Here is a 15694-nt window from a genome sequence, read left to right as displayed (position 1 = left end):
GCATCAAAACGGACGAAATATCCCCACACCGTGGTATGTCCGATGTTCTACTCGGGTCATGAGCACCCCCGACCCCTCAGGCAACGAGCAGGAGGGGGGCGACAAGCCCTCCTTCGACAAGCCCCCGCAGGCGGGTACGCCCTCGGGTGCGCCGTCCGACCCCCACGGCACGCCCCCACCGCCCCCACCCCCGGGCGACACTCCCTACGGCACCCCGCCGGGCTACGGCGCCCCCTACGGAGCACCCCCCGGCGGATCGGGCACGCCCCACGGCTCCCCGTACGGCGCAGCGCCGCCGCCCGTCTCCGGGCCGTACGCGGATCAGAGCGGCGGCCCGGTGCCCGGCATGCCGCCGCTCGCCACCTGGCCCAACCGCATCATCGCGAAGGTGATCGACTTCGTGATGATGGAGGCCCTCGCCATCGTGGTGTCGCTGCCGTTCTCCGACCTCGGCCGGCAGAACGGCTGGATCGGCCCGATCTGGCTCGGCTACGCCTTCTTCCTGGTCTACGAGGGCCTGATGCTCAGCCGGGACGGCCAGACCGTCGGCAAGAAGCTCTTCCACCTCAGGGTCGCCATGCTCATCGACGGCAGCACCCCCACCCCCAACGCAGGGTGGATCAGGTCGGCGACCTTCGTCCTGCCCGCCGTGATCTGCTGCGGCGGACTCTGGTGGCCGGTCGACGGGCTCTTCGGGGTCTTCGACAAGCCGTACCGGCAGGCCATCCACGACAAGGCCGCCAAGACCGTCGTCGTCACGACGGCCTGACGGCCCGATCCCCGGCCGGCGGCCCGGTCAGCCCTGCCGGACGTACTCCGGCCGCGCCACCCCGGACGGCTCGCCGAGCCCCGACCCGGCGGCCGCCCGGCGCTGCGCGGCCACCGACATGAGCAGCGCCGTGGAGAGCGTCCCGAGCGCGGTGGCGAACGCCACCAGCACCGCGACCTCGAAGACCCCGGACGAACCGGAGACGGCGAGCAGGGCCACCGTGGTGGCGACGACGATCAGAATGCCGGTGCTGAGCTGGGCGGTGGTGGGGCGCGGCATGGCGGTCAGTCCTTCGCGCGGGAGAAGTGGGGGTCCGTACTGGTGGACTACCCATGACGGCGGGTCGGTAAGTCAAGCCTCATCAGCCTAATCGGCCGGTCCGGGCATATGCAGAAGCACGAGGGGGCGCACGGGCTCATGGCCGCCCGCCGCAGCCGGGGCGGTGCGCTCGGGGCCGGGTCGTCGGAGCGTCTCGGTACGGTGTCCCGGAGAACGCCGACCCGCACCACCCCGGGGGGACCCATGCCCGTACCAGCCGACTGGCCGACCGGCGAGGCCGGGGCGCTCGCCGAACAGGAACGCCTGCGCCCGCTGGTCGTCCCGGCCGGTCCCGCCCCGCAGGCCGCCGCCGGTGCGCTCGTCGCGGGCGTCGACGTCGCCTACGACGACGACCGGGACCTGGTGGTGGCCGCCGCGGTCCTGCTCGACCTGGCGACCCTGGACGTCGTCGAACAGACCACCGCGACCGGCCGGATCGCCTTCCCCTACCTTCCCGGACTGCTCGCCTTCCGCGAACTCCCCGCCGTCCTCGACGCGCTGGCCGACCTCAGGACCACCCCCGACCTCGTGGTCTGCGACGGCTACGGACTCGCCCACCCCCGCCGCCTCGGCCTCGCCAGCCACCTCGGCGTCCTCACCGGCCTGGCCACCATCGGCGTCGCCAAGACCCCCTTCACCTTCACCCACCGGCAGCCCGACGACGAACGCGGCGCCTGGTCCCCGCTGCTCGACGGCGACGAGGAGGTCGGCCGGGCCGTCCGCACCCGCCGCGGCGTGAAGCCGGTCTTCGTCTCCGTCGGCCACCGCATCGGCCTCGCCGAGGCCGTCACCACCACCCTCGCCCTCACCCCCGCCTACCGGCTCCCCGAGACCACCCGCCACGCGGACTCCCTCTGCCGGCGCCGCCTGACCGAGGCCCAGCAGGCGTACGGAACCCCGCCGCCGGGAACGCCCCGCCAGACACCGCCGGCACGGCGCCGCCGCACCGCCGACCCGGCGCCCGAACCCGCAAACCCGCGCTGCGGAGGATGGTTGGGGTACGAGCCCCCGTTCTGACAGCGCGTCGCATGTGTTAGACATATGGGTTGAAGCTCGGCAACGGCGAGTGAGCGGCGGCGGACGGCACCAACCAGCCCGCCGCACCGGTACGGGGGAGGTAGACAGACGTGAGCACGGGGACCGGATCAACCGGAGGCTCCGGCGCCGGCTACCGCGTGGAGGTCGACGGCCTGAGGGCGTTCGCCACGCAGGTCCGAGGCCTGCTCGGCGAGTTCCAGACCACGGCGGACGGCACGCGCGTGCACGGCCAGAGCGGCGTCGGCGCGAGTGCCTTCGGCAACTTCCCGGAAGCCCAGGCCCTCCACGACAGGTACGAGCAGATGCGGGACGGCCTTCGCGACGTCCTCAACGCGCTCTACGACGCGATCGACGAGGCGCAGCGCAAGGCGGACCTGACGGCGGTCAACTACGAGGAGCAGGAGCACGAGACCTCCCGCACCCTCAAGGTCGGCTCCGACGGCTGGTCGGTCGGCAACCCCTCCACCACCAGCCAGGTCACCTACAACACCACCACGGCCGGCTCGCACCCCAGGCCGACCGGCGCGGCGTCCCCCACCTCCCCGGCGAGCACCACGTCGCCGGCGGGCAGCGGAGAGCCGAAGCCGTCGTGGTAGCGATCACGGTCCCCGGCGGGACCGCAGGCACGAGGCCGATTTCGGGACGGGGACGGAAGGCGTCCGGCGATGAGTGACTACACCAACTTCCACGGCTACAGCCACGGCGACATGCGCAGCATGGTGGAGTCCATGGACTCCGGCGGCGTCATGGCCGCCGGCGACCCCTGGCGCAAGGCCACCGAGACCCTCAAGCAGATCCGCACCGCGCTGAACGTCGCCTCCGCCGACGCCACCTCCGACTGGGAGGGCTCGACCAGCGACGCCTTCTACTCGAAGATGACGAAGCTCGCGAACGCGGTCAACAACGCGGCCGCGTACGCGAACGACGCCGCGGCGGCCATGCAGATGATGTCCGAGGCCATCGACACCGCCAAGCGCGACATGCCCGAGGAGCCCAGCTGGCTCGACAAGGCCGGCGACGCCATCAGCGACACCGCCCAGTCCACCGTCGGCGTCGACGACGAGGACACCCGCACCGCCGTCACCGACGAGAAGAAGGCCCAGGCGGTAGCGGTCATGGAGACCCTCGCCAGCAAGTACCGGGCGACGACGAACTACCTGAAGCCTCCGTCCGGCGGGTTCGAGACCGTTGAGGACATCCCCCCGCCGGATTCGGCCGGCCCGGCAGCGCTCGGTGCGATGATCATGGGTGGCGGAATGGGGCTCTCGGGTGGCCGCGCCTCCGGAGGGTCGGTCGGGTCCAGCCGGACGACCGGGCCCTCTCTCGGGCAGGCTCCTCAGTCGCCCAAGGTCACGACCGTGCATCCTGGAGACCCCGGGATCAAGGGCGGTGTCTCCAGTCCGCCTCCCAAGCCGAAGGCACCCGGCACGTTCTCGCCGGGTACGGGTCTCGACGGCATCCACGCCGGGGCGCCGGGCACGACTGCTGGGGGGCACGCCCCGAACCAGGGTGCCGGCCACGGCGGATCGTCCCAGGGCGGAGGCTCGTCGAGCACGGGGCTCGGCGGAGCCGGCGGCCTCAGGGGCGGTGGCGGGGGTTCGGCGGGAGCGGGTGCGAAATCGGGTGGCACCGCGGGTGTCGGCGGCATGCGTGGAGGTGCTGCGGGCTCCGGAGCCGGGAGCGGCGCTCAGGGATCATCGAGTGGCGCCGGCGGCCGGGGATCCGGCGGGTTCGGCAGTGGTGGCATGGACGGCGCCAAGGGATCCGGCCTCGGTGCCCGGGGCACGGGAGGCGGTGCCTCCGGTGGCGGCCTGGCCCGGAAGGGCGGCGGAGTGGTCGGAGAGACCGCCCACGGCGGGGCCGGGAAGAGCGCCTTCACCGAAGGTGGCTCCGGGCTCGGCCGCGGTCGCACGCAGGGCGGTCAGGGAGGGCAGGGGCAAGGGCAGGGACACGGTATGCCTGGCAACGCCCAGAGTGGCAAGAAGGACAAGAAGCAGGGCAGGGAACGGCCGGACTACCTGGTCGAGGACGAGGAGACCTGGGCATCGGGTGAGCGCGTCAACCCCGACGTCGTGGAATAGGCGTTGCTGCTGGATCCGAACTGCTCAACTGTGCAAGGGCTTTGCTTCCGCCGATATTCTCCAACACATGAGGTGACGTAGCTTGACGACCAGCCGAGTGGCGCGAGGTGTGGCCGTGCTCGCGACGGGATCCTTGCTGTGGGGTGCCGGCATCGGCACCGCCGCTGCGGACAACATCCGCGACGGTCAGTGGGCGCTGCAGAACTACGGCGCAGAGACCAGGGTCTGGCCGATTTCCCAGGGTGAGGGCGTCGTCGTCGCAGTCATCGACAGTGGCGTGGACGCTGGGCATCAGGATCTGTCGGGACAGGTGCTCGCGGGCACCGACCTGTCGGGTGAGAACTCCGACGGGCGCGTGGACAAACTCGGTCACGGCACTCAAATGGCCAGCATCATCGCCGGTCACGGCCACGGTGACCGGGCCGGTGTCATGGGGCTCGCGCCGAAGGCGAAGATTCTGCCGGTGCGCGTCGCGCTCAACGAGAACGGTGACATCGATTCGGGGCAGGAGGCCAAGGTGGCCTCGGCGATCACCTATGCCGTGGATCACGGCGCCAAGGTGATCAACATGTCCCTGGGTGGTGGCCAGAACGGCAGTGATGTGCGCGCGGCTGTCGCCTATGCCGTGAGCAAGGACGTGGTTCTGGTCGGGGCCAGCGGTAATACCGGGAATCACGACACCCCGGTGAGCTATCCGGCGGCCTTCCCCGGGGTGGTCGCGGTCGGCGCGGTCGATCAGAACGGGAATGTCTGGGAGAAGTCGAACAAGGGCCCCGAGACGACTCTGGTTGCTCCCGGAGTCGGAATCTACGTGGCGACCAGTAAGTCCGACTCCGGCTACGGGAACGGGTTCGGTACGTCTGCCTCCTCGGCCTATGTCTCCGCCATTGCCGCGCTCGTGCGGGCGAAGTACCCGGAGTTGTCGGCTGGGCAGGTGATCAACCGGATGATCAAGTCGGCGGTGGCTCCGCCGGACAAGTCGGCGGTGCCGAACAGTAGTTACGGGTACGGGATCGCCTCGCCGGCCGCCGCGCTGGCGGCCAATCCGGCGGTGGACGGTGGGGCGAAGGAGAATCCGCTGCTGGGGCGGGTCGAGTCGCAGAAGGGCGGGTCGGCCGCGCCGTCGGGTGGGGCCGGTTCGCCGAAGCCCGTGCCGAGTGCTCCGGTGAGTGCGGGGGCCGGTGGCGGGGATGTGGCCAAGGGTGATGACGGGGACAGTGGGTTCCCGGTGGTTGCCGTGGCGGGTGGTGTGGTCGGGCTGCTGGTGGTGGTTGGGCTGGTGGTGTTCCTGGTGCGGCGGTCGCGCGGTGGTGGCGGCGGTTCCGGGGGGCCGGGCGGTTCCGGTGGTCCGGGTGGGGGGCCGGTGGCGTACGGGTATGCGCCGCAGGGTGGCCCGCAGGGGTACGGGGCTCCGCAGTCGCAGCCCGCGCCGCAGTACCCGCCGCAGCAGCCCCCCGCCCCGCCGGGCGGTAATCCGTACCAGCGGTGACACGCCCTCGGACGGCCGATGGTCGTGCCGTGTGATCGGCCCTTCGGGTAAGAGATGGCTCCACGAGTCGCCGTCTACCCGAAGGGCCGTCATGTTCAAGAAGATCGCCGTTGTCACCCTGCTCGCCTCGGCCGCCGCGTTCGGTGTGCTGGGCGGGGCCGGTCCCGCCATGGCGAACGGGCCGAAGAACGAGCAGGAGGCGACGGTCTGTTCGGCGCTGCTGCCGTTCGCGGTCTCGGGCAGCCTGGTGGACGCGATCTGTGCGGTGCGCGACGGCGGCTGAGACCGGTGGTCGCCCCGGAGCGGTCCTGCCGGCTCCGGCCTTCGTGGCCGGGGCCGGCTTCGCGTGCCGCGGGTCCGCCGCGCGGGCGGGTCGGGTCAGCCGGCGGTGGTCCAGGGGGCCTTGGCCATGATGGCCTTGACGTTGGCGACGTAGCCGGGGTTGGGGATCACCGAGGTGCCGACGGTGGTGCCGGTGGCCGGGTCGGTGGTGGTGTTGTAGTGGACGTTGCCCGCGCCGGCGTTGTAGGCGGCGACGACCAGGTCGAGCAGGGGTGTCTTGCCGGTGGCCGGGTCGGGGGAGAGGTCGTAGTTGCCGCCGAAGCAGGAGTCGCCGTAGTAGGCGACCAGCCAGTCGAGCAGCTGCGCGCCGAGCTGGACGTTGCCGTTGAGGGTGTTGACGTCGCTCTTGGTGCCGAACTTGGTGTTCATCCAGCTGACCGTGGTCGGCATGATCTGCAGGGTGCCGATGCCGCCGTCGCAGGCGAGGATCGTGGACTGCCAGCCGCTCTCCTGCCAGGCGACGGCCTTGAGCAGGGCGGTCGGGAGGGGCGGGAGGCGGTCGGTGCCGCCGTTGCCGAGGGAGAGGGTCCGGGGCTGGGCGGCCGCGGCGGCCAGGGCGTCGCCGACGGCGGCGCGCGGGGCGTCGGTCCCGGTGTGGCTGGGGGTGCAGCCGCTCTGCAGCGGCGGGGTGTGCGGCGGGGCCGGGGGCGGCGGGGGCGCCACCGGGCCGGGCTTGGCGGTGGGGGGCGGTGCGGCGGCCGCGGCGGGCTTGGCGGTGGTCCTGGCGGGGGTGGGCGAGGCGGAGGCCCGCGGGCTCGTGGCGCTGGGGGAGGCGCTCGGCGAGGCGCTCGGTGAGGGGTCGGCGGTGGCCGACCCGGTGGGGCTCGGTGAGGCGGTGGGCGAGCTCTCGGGGGTGGCGGTGACGGCGGCCGCGGGTGTGGGTGGGGCGTCGGCGCGGGGGTCGGTCTTCTTGGCGCAGCCCGCCAGTGGTGCGGCGGCGATGGTGACCGATATCAGGCAGAGCGCGGCTCTGCGCGGGCCGTTGGCCGTCATGTGTGGATCCCCCGGGTGGTGTGGCCCGCCCGGGTCCGGGCGGGGCGGGCCACATCCTACGGCTCGGTAACGTGTCGGGGCCGGGCGGACGGTGGGTCAGTCGGCCACCAGGGTTTTGGCCAGCCAGAGTTCGGCGTAGGGGTCGTCGCCGTACCGTTCGGTGGGGCGGTAGCCGAGCCGGGTGTAGAGGGCGATGGCCTCGGTGAGGTCCTTGCGGGTGTTGAGCAGCATCCGCCGGGCGCCGCGTCCGCGGGCGGTGTCCTCGGCGGCGGCGACCAGCCGGGCCCCGCCGCCGCCCTGGCGGGCCTCGGAGCGCACGTAGACGCGGGTGAGTTCGGCGGAGCCGTCGTCGAGCCAGTGGAGGCCGGTGCAGCCGACGGGGGTGGCGCCGGCGCGGGCCACGAGGAGCAGGCCGCGCGGTTCGAAGAGGTCCGCGACGTCGCCCGCGAAGGAGTCGATCTCGGGCTCCAGGGCCGGGCGGTCGTAGTACCGGCTGATCAGTTCGTCGGTGTAGGCGCGCAGCACGGTGGTGGCGTCGGGGTGGTCGGCGGGGACGGGGGCGATGTCCCAGTCGGCGGGGCCGGGCGGCGGGGGGAGGACGGGGGAGGCACTGGTCACGGTGTTCATTCTGCGGTGCCGGGCAAGCTGTTTTCGGGCCGCCGGCGGCGGCGGGGGCTGGCGGCATCTTGTGGTCGGATGGCGGTCGGACCGCTGGTGGCGGGTGGGGCGCGGGGACATCCTTGAGCCATGATCACCCCTGACACCAAGGACTGGACCTGGGTCCTGGAACGCGCCTGCGCCGACTGCGGGCTGGACACCCCGGCGGTGGCCCCGGAGGCCGTCCCGGGCATGGTGCGGGCCAATGCGGCGGCCTGGACGGTGCTGCTCGCGGGCGACGCGGCGGAGCTCCGGCGCAGGCCGCGCCCGGAGGTCTGGTCGCCGCTGGAGTACGCGTGCCACGTCCGGGACGTGTTCCGGCTGTTCGACGTGCGGCTCGGCCTGATGCTCGACGGGGACGATCCGGCCTTCCCGAACTGGGACCAGGACCGGGCGGCGGTGGACGGGCGGTACGGCGAGCAGGACCCGGCCCGGGTGGCGGCGGACCTCGCGGCGGCGGCCGAGGTGCTGGCGCATTCCTTCGAGGGCGTGGGGGGCGCACAGTGGCAGCGGACCGGCGTGCGCGGTGACGGCGCGCGGTTCACGGTGGCGTCGTTCGCCCGGTATCTGATCCACGACCCGGTCCACCACCTCCACGACGTCACCGGGGTACGCGGCTGAGCCCGGCCCGGTTCAGCGCGGCGCGGGGCCGGGGCCGCGGAGGGTGCGGGCGGGCAGCCCGTGCGGCGCGGCCTCGGCGAGCATCCGCGCGGGTTCCCGGCCGGCCCGGACGGTGAGCACGAACCGGTGCAGGTCGCCGGCCCGCCGCGGTTCGAACGCGATCCGGGCGAACGGCGCGGCGGCCGTCGAGGAGCCGGCGAGGCGGTCCAACTCGCCTTCCACCAGCAACCATTCGGCGTCGGACACGTACTGGCGCAGCACCGAGTGCCAGACCACGGTGAGTGTCCCGTCGGCGACCTCGACCCCGCGCAGGAACTCTGCCGCGCCCACCGGCTCGACCCGGGTGGGGATCTCGGCCGCCAGCCGCAGGGCTCCGTCGAGCCGGGCGGCGCGGGCCGGCTGGTCGGGCCAGAGGTAGGCGCGCAGGGTGAGTGCGCCGCCGGGGGAGCGCGGGTCGATCGGGGCGGGGTCGCAGCCGACGCGTTCGGCGAAGTGGAGGGGCACGGCCCGGGCGGGCGGGGTCGGCGGCGGCCCCTGCCAGGCGCCGGTGAGCACCACGGGGGAGTCGGCGGGCCCGTGGGAGAACCCCGGCGCCTCGCAGCGGAAGCGGTCCGCGAGCAGATTGAGGCCGGCGCTGGACCCCGGTTCGAACAGCCGGACCGGGCGCGGGCCGCGGCCCTGGGCGGCCAGGGTGTGCAGCAGTCCGGCGATCAGCAGGTTGGCGCGGCCGACCTCGTTGGTCTGCGGGGGCCTGGTCAGCCAGTCGCGCACCCACGGCAGGTCGGCGGCGACGGCGGCCCGGAAGGCGGGCCAGGGGGCGTCGGGCCGGTCGGGGTCGAGGGTGCCGCCGGTGCTCGGGTAGTGGGCCGCGAGGGCGGGAGCGCGCCCGGTCAGGACCAGCGCGTGCACCGCGCCCAGCAGCCGCAGCGGGACGGCGGCGGAGCCCGGGTCGGTCTCGTGCCCGGCCAGCGCCGCGGCGCAGGGACCGCCGGCGGCGAGGTCGAGGGCGACCCGTTCGAGCAGCGCCGCGTACAGCGGGGAGCCGAGAGCGGCGCAAGCGCGGGCCTGCTGTTCGACCACGGCGACGGCGTGCGCGCGGGCCGGGGCGCGGTCGGCGCCCGGCGGGTTCGGTGCGGGGGGCGCGGGGGACATCCGGGGGCTCCGTTCCGTCGGCTGGGATCATCATTCGCCTACGGACGGGCCGCTCGGGACAGCGGCGCGCGGGCGAGTTCCGGCGGTGCGACGGGTCCTCGGTACGGCGGCCCTCGGTGCGGCGGGCCCGGCGGCGCGGTGGGCCCCGCGGCGGGGTGAGCCCGGCTCCACGGCGGGACCCCGGCCGTGCGGTCAGACCTCCTCGGCCGGGGCGCTGCGGCGGGCGTGCCGCAGCCGGCCGGTGATGCTGGCGGCGTCCGTGCCGATCACGTCGGCGATCTCGGGGGTGGCGAGCCCGACCACGTAGTGCAGGATCGCCAGGTCCTCGTCGGCCGGTCCGGGCCGCAGGCCGGTCGGGACGGAGCGGGCCCGCTGCTCGGTGATGGTGGTGCGCAGGATCTCCCAGGCCGCGGCGGTGGGGTTGGGCCCGACCAGGACCTCGGACCAGACCGCGGCCAGGCTGCCCAGTGCGCGGCGCACCACGGCGGACGCCTGGTCCGGGTCGGCGAACCAGACCCGGGCGTAGCTCAGGTACCGCGGGCGGTGGAGCTCGCAGAAGGCGCCGAACTCCACCGGCATGCCGGGGAAGTCGCCGGCCCGGGTGGCAGCCGCCGGTTCCTCGGCCTGGACATGACGGTCAGTCACATCTGCCTCTCGATCTGGTCGGGGCGGCGGGGCGCACATTCCGCTCACTCTAGGCCCTCGCCCCGCTGCATTGGGTGACAAGTCCGTTGAGATGACCGGGAGTGGGACTCGATCCGGCCGATCGCCGACGACCCGTCAGGTCTGCGCGCGGGGCGCGCCTGCGACCGGGTCGCAGCTGGTCAGCAGTGGTACAACGGCAGTGGCTGCAAGGCGGGCGCTGTGCCAGTGTGGTCGGCATGGCAGAGCACCAGCACCACCGTCAGGGGTGGGCCGGACTGCGGCACCGGCTCGGACATCTGCTCAAGCCGCACACCCATGACTCCCCCGAACGAGTGGACGCGGCCCTGGAGGCCTCGGCGGACGGGCTGCGCACCCTGTGGGTCTCGCTGGTCGTGCTGGGCCTCACCGCGTCCGTCCAGGCCGTCGTGGTGGCGCGCTCGGGCTCGGTCGCGCTGCTCGGCGACACCGTGCACAACCTGGCCGACGCCCTGACGGCCGTCCCGCTGGGCGTGGCCTTCCTGCTCGGCCGCCGGGCGGCCAACCGCAGCTACACGTACGGCTACGGGCGGGCCGAGGACCTGGCCGGGGTGGTCGTGGTGGCCGTGGTGGCGGCCTCCGCGGTGCTCGCCGCCGCGACCGCGGTGGACCGGCTGCTGCACCCCCGGCCGGTCGAGCACCTGTGGGCGGTGGCCGGCGCGGCCCTGGTCGGCTGCGTCGGCAACGAGTGGGTCGCCCGGTACCGGATCGCGACCGGGCGCCGGATCGGCTCGGCGGCCCTGGTGGCGGACGGCGTGCACGCCCGGGCCGACGGGCTGGCCTCGCTGGCCGTCCTGCTCGGCGCGGCCGGCAGCGCGGCCGGCCTGCGGTCCGCGGATCCGCTGGTCGGGCTGCTGATCACGGTGGCGATCCTGGCCGCGCTGCGGGGGTCCCTGCGGGAGGTCGGCCGGCGGCTGATGGACGCGGTGGACCCGGCGCTGGTGGACGCCGCGGAGCGGGAGCTGGGCGCGGTGGAGGGGGTGCGCGCGGTGGGTGCGGTCCGGATGCGCTGGGTCGGGCACGCGCTGCGTGCGGAGGCCGAGGTGGTGGTGGACCCGGAGCTGACCGTGGTCGCGGGGCACCGGGTCGCGGAAGCGGCCGAGCGGGCGCTGATCGGTGCCGTGCCGAGGCTGCTGGCGGTCACCGTCCACGTCGACCACGAGCGGGGGCACGCGGGGGCGCTCGACGTCCGTCGCGAGCCCGTCCGCAGCCGCCGGGAGCGCCCCGACCACGAACATCACCACCCTCACCGTCCTCATCACTCCCACGACCACGACCACGATCACCCGCCCGACCGGGCCCACGGCGGCCGGCCGGCCGCGGCGGAGACCTGAAAGGCCGTCATGGCGCCCCCGCAGGCCGGGAGGGGTTCCGCCCGGCCTGGGGGGTACGTCGCTCACGCCGGGTTGACGCCGGACGGGCCGGCCGCCGGCCGGCCGCCCCGGCGGGCGTCGCCCCGGGCGCGGGGTGGGCCCGGCCCCCTCGGGTTCAGGAGATCCGGCCGGCCGGGCTGACGTCGCCGCCGCGGCCCTCGGCGAACTCCCCGACGAGCTCCTCGGGGAGGCCGTCGGAGAGCTGTTCCGCGAGGTGCGCCTGCCGGGCGCTCGCGGCGGCGGAGGCGGCCGCCGAGGCAGCTGCGGCCGATGCGGCCGCCGCGGCGGCCGTGCCCGCGGGTGGCGCCGAGCGCCGGGTCTGCCCGGGAATGGCCAGCGGGGTGTCGGTCCGGCGGGTGCGGGCGCCCTCGTCCACGGCCTCGGCCGCCTCCCGGGCGGCCAGGTAGGCCTGCACCGCCGCGATGCCGTAGACCGGCTGGATCAGCTGGTGGCCCTTGAAGAACGGGCGGGCCGGGGCGAAGCCCGCGGCGATCACCAGCTCGCGGATCTCGGCTATCTCCTCCTCCGTCCGCGCCGTGAAGCGGACCTCCCAGCCCTTCTTGTATGCGCGGCCGTCCTCGCTGTTGCGGCGGGCGAGGTCCGGTCGGCGGACGTAGCCGGGCAGTCGGCCGAGGCGCAGCTGGGCCGTGCGCCGGCCTGAGGTGTCGTCACGTGGCATGAGCTGATGGTAGGCAATCGTTCGGGAGGGTCCGACCCCGGGTTGGTGCTTCACCGTGCGACACTGGCTACTCTCCGTCATGATCGCCAGGTCAGTGTGTCGGGGGTGCTCCGGCCGCAGCGATGATCATTCCGTTGAAAATCGGATGGTACCCGTCAAGTCCGATCTAATCCGGCTTCTGAATGAACGTCCCATCCGCCGAATGGGTGAGGGTATGGGGACTTTAGTGCAGACCAGTCCCGGTTTCGCGACGGTTGGGTAACAGGTCGTCAGGTCGCGGATGCCGCGGCGGGGCTGTTGGGGAGGGTGTCGGCATGAGCTACCAGATTCCTTCCCAGTCCTTGTCCCTCGAAGAGCTGGCCAGGCGGCAGCAGAACGTGATCACGGCCAGTCAACTGCGCGCCCGCGGTGTCCCCACCCGGGTCGTCAGCGAGCACTGCAGGCGGGGTGGTCCCTGGCAGCGGATGCTGCCCCGGGTCTACCTGCTGCAGGAGAGCGAGCCCACCCCCGAGCAGCGGATGTGGGCCGCGCTGCTCTACGCGGCGCAGAACGGGCGCGAGGAGGGCGGCCGCGAGGGCGCCGTGATCACCGGCGCGGCGGCGCTCGCGCTGTACGGCTTCGTCTCCACGCCGCGGCTGCCCGCCGTCACCGGGGTCGAGGTGCTGGTGCCCCGCCAGCGCCGGCTGCGCGACGCCGGACAGGTCCGGATCCGGCGCACCGAGCGGGAGTTGGTGGCCCGGTCGGTGCACGGTCTGGCCTGCGCGCCGGTGGCCCGTGCGGTGTCGGACGCGGTGCGGGAGTGGACGGACGGGGGCGCCTTCGAGGCCGGCGTGATCGGCCCGGGGCTGCTGCGCGCGGTGCTGCGCGAGGCGGTCTCCCGGATCGAGTCCACCGGCGCGCTGCGGGAGCTGTCGACCGAGCTGGCCGAGGCGGGCCTGTTGGAGGAGCCCCGGGTGCGCGCCGCGCTGGACGAACTCCTCGCCACCGAACGGGAGTCGGTGCTGGATCGGCTCGGCGGGCTGGTCGACGAGTGGCTGCTGCCCGTGCCGCTGGCCGGCCCGGAACTGCGGATGCGCGGCGGCACCTACATCGCGGTGCCGGACCTCTACTGGCCGCAGGCCGGCGTCGCCGTCGAGGTCGACTCCGACCTGCGCTGTGTCAGCGAGGGCGAGGCGGCCTGGGTGCGCGGTGGCCAGCACCGGATGGAGTACCTGGGGGTGCGGGTGGTGTACGTGTCGGGGGAGCGGCTCGCCGCCGAGCCGGACGCGGTCGGCGGCGAACTGCGGGAGGCCTTCCGGGCGGGCGGCGAGGACGTGGTGGAACTGCTGGTGACCGAGCGCTGACCGGACGGCCTGGAGGTCAGCCGCCCACCACCGGCTCGCCGACCAACTCCACTCCGGCCAGCCGGAGTTCGTCCAGCGCCGCGGCTGTCGTCGGGGCGGCCACCGCGGCGGTGAGATCGAGCAGGACGCGCGTGGTGAAGCCCTCGCGGGCGGCGTCCAGAGCGGTCGCCCGGACGCAGTGGTCGGTGGCGATGCCGACCACGTCGACCTCGGACACCCCCCGCTGGCGCAGCCAGCCGGCCAGGTTCTCGCCGACCTCGTTGCGCCCCTCGAATCCGCTGTACGCGGCCGCGTACGCACCCTTGTCGAAGACCGCCTCGATCGCGCCCGAGGTGACCGACGGGGCGAAGTTGGGATGGAACCCGACCCCCTCGGTGCCCGCCACGCAGTGCACCGGCCACGAGTCGACGTAGTCCGGCTCCTCGGAGAAGTGCGCACCGGGGTCGATGTGGTGGTCGCGGGTGGCGACGATGTGGGCGTAACCGGGGGTGGACTCGGCGATCAGGTCGGTGATCGCGGCGGCGACCTCGGAACCGCCGGACACGGCCAGACTGCCGCCCTCGCAGAAATCGTTCTGCACGTCGACGACGATCAGGGCGCGGTGCATGGCTGGCTTCTCTCGTTGTGGCTCGGGTGCTGGGGCCGGGGCTATGAACTCTAGGGAGTGACGCGCGTAGGGGAAAGGCCCGCGGCGCCCCCCGGATCGCGGTCAGAGACCGACCGGTGCGGCGGCCCGCGCCCCGGCGGGCTGCTCCGTCACGATCACCGGCTCGCCCTTGGACAGCTGCGTCGCCGACAGCGGCAGCCCCGCGCGGGCCCGCAGGTGACGCTCGCGCGCCGCGCTCAGCGGTTCGCGCCCGACCACCTCGCCGGCGGTGATCAGCGGGACGTGCAGCAGGTGCGGCTCCAGCTCGGCGGGGACCGGGCCCAGCCCGACCACCTCGGCCTCGGCCACGCCGTCCACGTCGGGACGGCGGGCGGCCCACTTGCGTCCCCCGATGCTGGTCTTCCCGCCGGCCGAGCGCTTGGCCACCGGCACCAGCTCGCCGTCCGGGCCGCCCGCCCGGGCGACCAGCTTGTAGACCATCGCGCAGGTCGGGTGCCCGCTACCGGTGACCAGGCTGGTGCCGACGCCGTAGCCGTCGACGGGGGCGGCCGCGAGGGCGGCGATGGCGTACTCGTCCAGGTCGGAGGTGACGATGATCCGGGTCTTGGTGGCGCCCAGCTCGTCCAGCTGGCGGCGGACCCGGTGGGCCAGCAGTGTGAGGTCGCCGGAGTCGATCCGGACGGCGCCCAGGCTCGGCCCGGCCACCTCGACGGCGGTGCGCACGGCCTCCGCGAGGTCGTAGGTGTCCACCAGCAGGGTGGTGCCCCGGCCCATCGAGTCGATCTGCGCGGTGAAGGCGTCCCGCTCGCTGTCGTGCAGCAGGGTGAAGGCGTGCGCGGCCGTCCCGGTGGTGGGGATGCCGTAGGTGAAGCCGGCCTCCAGGTCGGAGGTGGCGCCGAAGCCGGCGACGTACGCGGCCCGGGCGGCGGCGACGGCGGCGCTCTCGTGGGCCCGGCGGGCACCCATCTCGATGCACGGGCGGTCGCCCGCGGCGGCGGTCATCCGGGAGGCCGCGGCGGCGATCGCCGAGTCGTGGTTGAGGATCGACAGGATCAGCGTCTCCAGGATCACCGCCTCGGCGAAGCTGCCCTCGACGGTCAGCAGCGGGGAGCCGGGGAAGTAGACCTCGCCCTCCGGGTAGCCGTGGATGTCGCCGCCGAAGCGGTAGTCGGCCAGGTAGCGCAGGGTGGGCTCGTCGACGACCCCCTGGTCGGCCAGCCAGTCCAGCTGCGGGGTGGTGAAGCGGAACGCCTCCACCGCGTCCAGCACCCGGCCGGTGCCGGCCAGCACGCCGTAGCGGCGGCCGGCGGGCAGGCGGCGGGTGAACACCTCGAAGACGGAGCGGCGGTGTGCTGCGCCGCTGCGCAGGGCGGCCTGCAGCATGGTGAGTTCGTACCGGTCGGTGAGCAGCGCGGTGGACCGGCTCGCGGTGGTGGCGTCCATGGTGATGATGCTACTACCACTTAGCGTCAGATTGACGATTTCTCTGCCGCGTGTTGACCCGGATTCGCTCGCGGGTCCCCCGGATGGAAGCATGAGAGGCACAGACGG

Annotated in this window: 17 protein-coding genes; 9 read left to right on the top strand and 8 right to left on the bottom strand. The window is 74.0% G+C overall.

Features of this window, described 5'->3' with window-relative positions; all coding sequences use genetic code 11:
* The first annotated feature begins 58 nt into the window (after positions 1–58).
* Positions 59–769, top strand: a complete 711-nt coding sequence (locus ACIOFR_RS20225) for an RDD family protein (protein ID WP_400999093.1) — start codon at positions 59–61, stop codon at positions 767–769.
* A gap of 27 nt (positions 770–796) precedes the next feature.
* On the opposite strand, the gene ACIOFR_RS20220 is transcribed toward ACIOFR_RS20225, so the two are convergent.
* Positions 797–1048, bottom strand: a complete 252-nt coding sequence (locus ACIOFR_RS20220; RefSeq protein WP_400999091.1) for a hypothetical protein — start codon at positions 1046–1048, stop codon at positions 797–799.
* 243 nt (positions 1049–1291) lie between these two features.
* On the opposite strand from ACIOFR_RS20220, the gene ACIOFR_RS20215 reads away from it, so the two are divergent.
* The 5 genes from ACIOFR_RS20215 (at position 1292) to ACIOFR_RS20195 (ending at position 5978) form a co-directional block, all read left to right on the top strand.
* Positions 1292–2104, top strand: coding sequence for an endonuclease V (locus tag ACIOFR_RS20215; protein WP_400999089.1), 813 nt, complete (start codon positions 1292–1294; stop codon positions 2102–2104).
* 110 nt (positions 2105–2214) lie between these two features.
* Entirely contained in the window at positions 2215–2721 is a 507-nt protein-coding gene (locus ACIOFR_RS20210; protein WP_400999088.1) for a hypothetical protein, read from the top strand.
* A 69-nt stretch (positions 2722–2790) separates the two neighbouring features.
* On the top strand, positions 2791–4206 hold the full coding sequence (locus ACIOFR_RS20205; RefSeq protein WP_400999086.1) for a hypothetical protein: 1416 nt from the start codon (positions 2791–2793) through the stop codon (positions 4204–4206).
* Between the two features lie 115 nt (positions 4207–4321).
* Positions 4322–5695, top strand: a complete 1374-nt coding sequence (locus tag ACIOFR_RS20200) for a S8 family serine peptidase (RefSeq protein ID WP_400999084.1) — start codon at positions 4322–4324, stop codon at positions 5693–5695.
* A 91-nt stretch (positions 5696–5786) separates the two neighbouring features.
* Complete coding sequence (locus tag ACIOFR_RS20195; RefSeq protein ID WP_400999082.1) at positions 5787–5978, top strand: hypothetical protein; 192 nt, start codon at positions 5787–5789, stop codon at positions 5976–5978.
* A 95-nt stretch (positions 5979–6073) separates the two neighbouring features.
* On the opposite strand, the gene ACIOFR_RS20190 is transcribed toward ACIOFR_RS20195, so the two are convergent.
* Together ACIOFR_RS20190 and ACIOFR_RS20185 are read right to left on the bottom strand one after the other, a co-directional pair.
* A complete protein-coding gene (locus ACIOFR_RS20190; protein ID WP_400999080.1) occupies positions 6074–7030 on the bottom strand; it encodes a transglycosylase SLT domain-containing protein in 957 nt (318 codons plus the stop codon).
* 96 nt (positions 7031–7126) lie between these two features.
* Positions 7127–7648, bottom strand: coding sequence for a GNAT family N-acetyltransferase (locus ACIOFR_RS20185; RefSeq protein WP_400999078.1), 522 nt, complete (start codon positions 7646–7648; stop codon positions 7127–7129).
* 129 nt (positions 7649–7777) lie between these two features.
* On the opposite strand from ACIOFR_RS20185, the gene ACIOFR_RS20180 reads away from it, so the two are divergent.
* The gene (locus ACIOFR_RS20180; RefSeq protein ID WP_400999076.1) at positions 7778–8308 is read left to right on the top strand and encodes a DinB family protein; all 531 of its coding nucleotides are present in this window, start codon (positions 7778–7780) and stop codon (positions 8306–8308) included.
* A 12-nt stretch (positions 8309–8320) separates the two neighbouring features.
* On the opposite strand, the gene ACIOFR_RS20175 is transcribed toward ACIOFR_RS20180, so the two are convergent.
* Positions 8321–9460 (bottom strand): DUF2332 domain-containing protein, encoded by a 1140-nt coding sequence (locus ACIOFR_RS20175; protein ID WP_400999074.1) that lies wholly within the window; start codon positions 9458–9460, stop codon positions 8321–8323.
* A gap of 192 nt (positions 9461–9652) precedes the next feature.
* A complete protein-coding gene (locus ACIOFR_RS20170) occupies positions 9653–10105 on the bottom strand; it encodes a hypothetical protein (protein ID WP_400999072.1) in 453 nt (150 codons plus the stop codon).
* Positions 10106–10341: 236 nt separating this feature from the next.
* Between ACIOFR_RS20170 and ACIOFR_RS20165 the strand changes: the two genes are divergently transcribed.
* Positions 10342–11475 (top strand): cation diffusion facilitator family transporter, encoded by a 1134-nt coding sequence (locus tag ACIOFR_RS20165; protein ID WP_400999070.1) that lies wholly within the window; start codon positions 10342–10344, stop codon positions 11473–11475.
* A 154-nt stretch (positions 11476–11629) separates the two neighbouring features.
* Here ACIOFR_RS20165 and ACIOFR_RS20160 read toward each other — a convergent pair whose 3' ends face one another.
* On the bottom strand, positions 11630–12193 hold the full coding sequence (locus ACIOFR_RS20160; protein ID WP_400999068.1) for a hypothetical protein: 564 nt from the start codon (positions 12191–12193) through the stop codon (positions 11630–11632).
* Positions 12194–12507: 314 nt separating this feature from the next.
* Between ACIOFR_RS20160 and ACIOFR_RS20155 the strand changes: the two genes are divergently transcribed.
* Positions 12508–13536, top strand: a complete 1029-nt coding sequence (locus ACIOFR_RS20155; RefSeq protein WP_400999067.1) for a hypothetical protein — start codon at positions 12508–12510, stop codon at positions 13534–13536.
* Between the two features lie 16 nt (positions 13537–13552).
* On the opposite strand, the gene ACIOFR_RS20150 is transcribed toward ACIOFR_RS20155, so the two are convergent.
* Both ACIOFR_RS20150 and ACIOFR_RS20145 read right to left on the bottom strand, forming a co-directional pair.
* Positions 13553–14143 carry an isochorismatase family protein gene (locus tag ACIOFR_RS20150; RefSeq protein ID WP_400999065.1) on the bottom strand — a complete coding sequence of 197 codons (591 nt, stop codon included), beginning with the start codon at positions 14141–14143 and terminating at the stop codon, positions 13553–13555.
* Between the two features lie 102 nt (positions 14144–14245).
* On the bottom strand, positions 14246–15586 hold the full coding sequence (locus tag ACIOFR_RS20145) for a nicotinate phosphoribosyltransferase (RefSeq protein ID WP_400999063.1): 1341 nt from the start codon (positions 15584–15586) through the stop codon (positions 14246–14248).
* Positions 15587–15694 lie beyond the last annotated feature (108 nt).

The sequence above is a fragment of the Kitasatospora sp. NPDC088346 genome (genome assembly GCF_044740765.1).
Lineage (GTDB): Bacteria > Actinomycetota > Actinomycetes > Streptomycetales > Streptomycetaceae > Kitasatospora.
The sequence above is the reverse complement of the archived record's forward strand: the minus strand, read 5'-3'. Positions and strand labels throughout refer to the sequence as shown.

Excerpts from the sequence above, each read along its gene's own strand:
- ACIOFR_RS20225 (WP_400999093.1), top strand. The coding sequence starts at position 59 with ATGAGCACCCCCGACCCCTCAGGCAACGAGCAGGAGGGGGGCGACAAG.
- ACIOFR_RS20220 (WP_400999091.1), bottom strand. The coding sequence starts at position 1,048 with ATGCCGCGCCCCACCACCGCCCAGCTCAGCACCGGCATTCTGATCGTC.
- ACIOFR_RS20215 (WP_400999089.1), top strand. The coding sequence starts at position 1,292 with ATGCCCGTACCAGCCGACTGGCCGACCGGCGAGGCCGGGGCGCTCGCC.
- ACIOFR_RS20205 (WP_400999086.1), top strand. The coding sequence starts at position 2,791 with ATGAGTGACTACACCAACTTCCACGGCTACAGCCACGGCGACATGCGC.
- ACIOFR_RS20195 (WP_400999082.1), top strand. The coding sequence starts at position 5,787 with ATGTTCAAGAAGATCGCCGTTGTCACCCTGCTCGCCTCGGCCGCCGCG.
- ACIOFR_RS20190 (WP_400999080.1), bottom strand. The coding sequence starts at position 7,030 with ATGACGGCCAACGGCCCGCGCAGAGCCGCGCTCTGCCTGATATCGGTC.
- ACIOFR_RS20180 (WP_400999076.1), top strand. The coding sequence starts at position 7,778 with ATGATCACCCCTGACACCAAGGACTGGACCTGGGTCCTGGAACGCGCC.
- ACIOFR_RS20175 (WP_400999074.1), bottom strand. The coding sequence starts at position 9,460 with ATGTCCCCCGCGCCCCCCGCACCGAACCCGCCGGGCGCCGACCGCGCC.
- ACIOFR_RS20165 (WP_400999070.1), top strand. The coding sequence starts at position 10,342 with ATGGCAGAGCACCAGCACCACCGTCAGGGGTGGGCCGGACTGCGGCAC.
- ACIOFR_RS20160 (WP_400999068.1), bottom strand. The coding sequence starts at position 12,193 with ATGCCACGTGACGACACCTCAGGCCGGCGCACGGCCCAGCTGCGCCTC.
- ACIOFR_RS20155 (WP_400999067.1), top strand. The coding sequence starts at position 12,508 with ATGAGCTACCAGATTCCTTCCCAGTCCTTGTCCCTCGAAGAGCTGGCC.
- ACIOFR_RS20150 (WP_400999065.1), bottom strand. The coding sequence starts at position 14,143 with ATGCACCGCGCCCTGATCGTCGTCGACGTGCAGAACGATTTCTGCGAG.
- ACIOFR_RS20145 (WP_400999063.1), bottom strand. The coding sequence starts at position 15,586 with ATGGACGCCACCACCGCGAGCCGGTCCACCGCGCTGCTCACCGACCGG.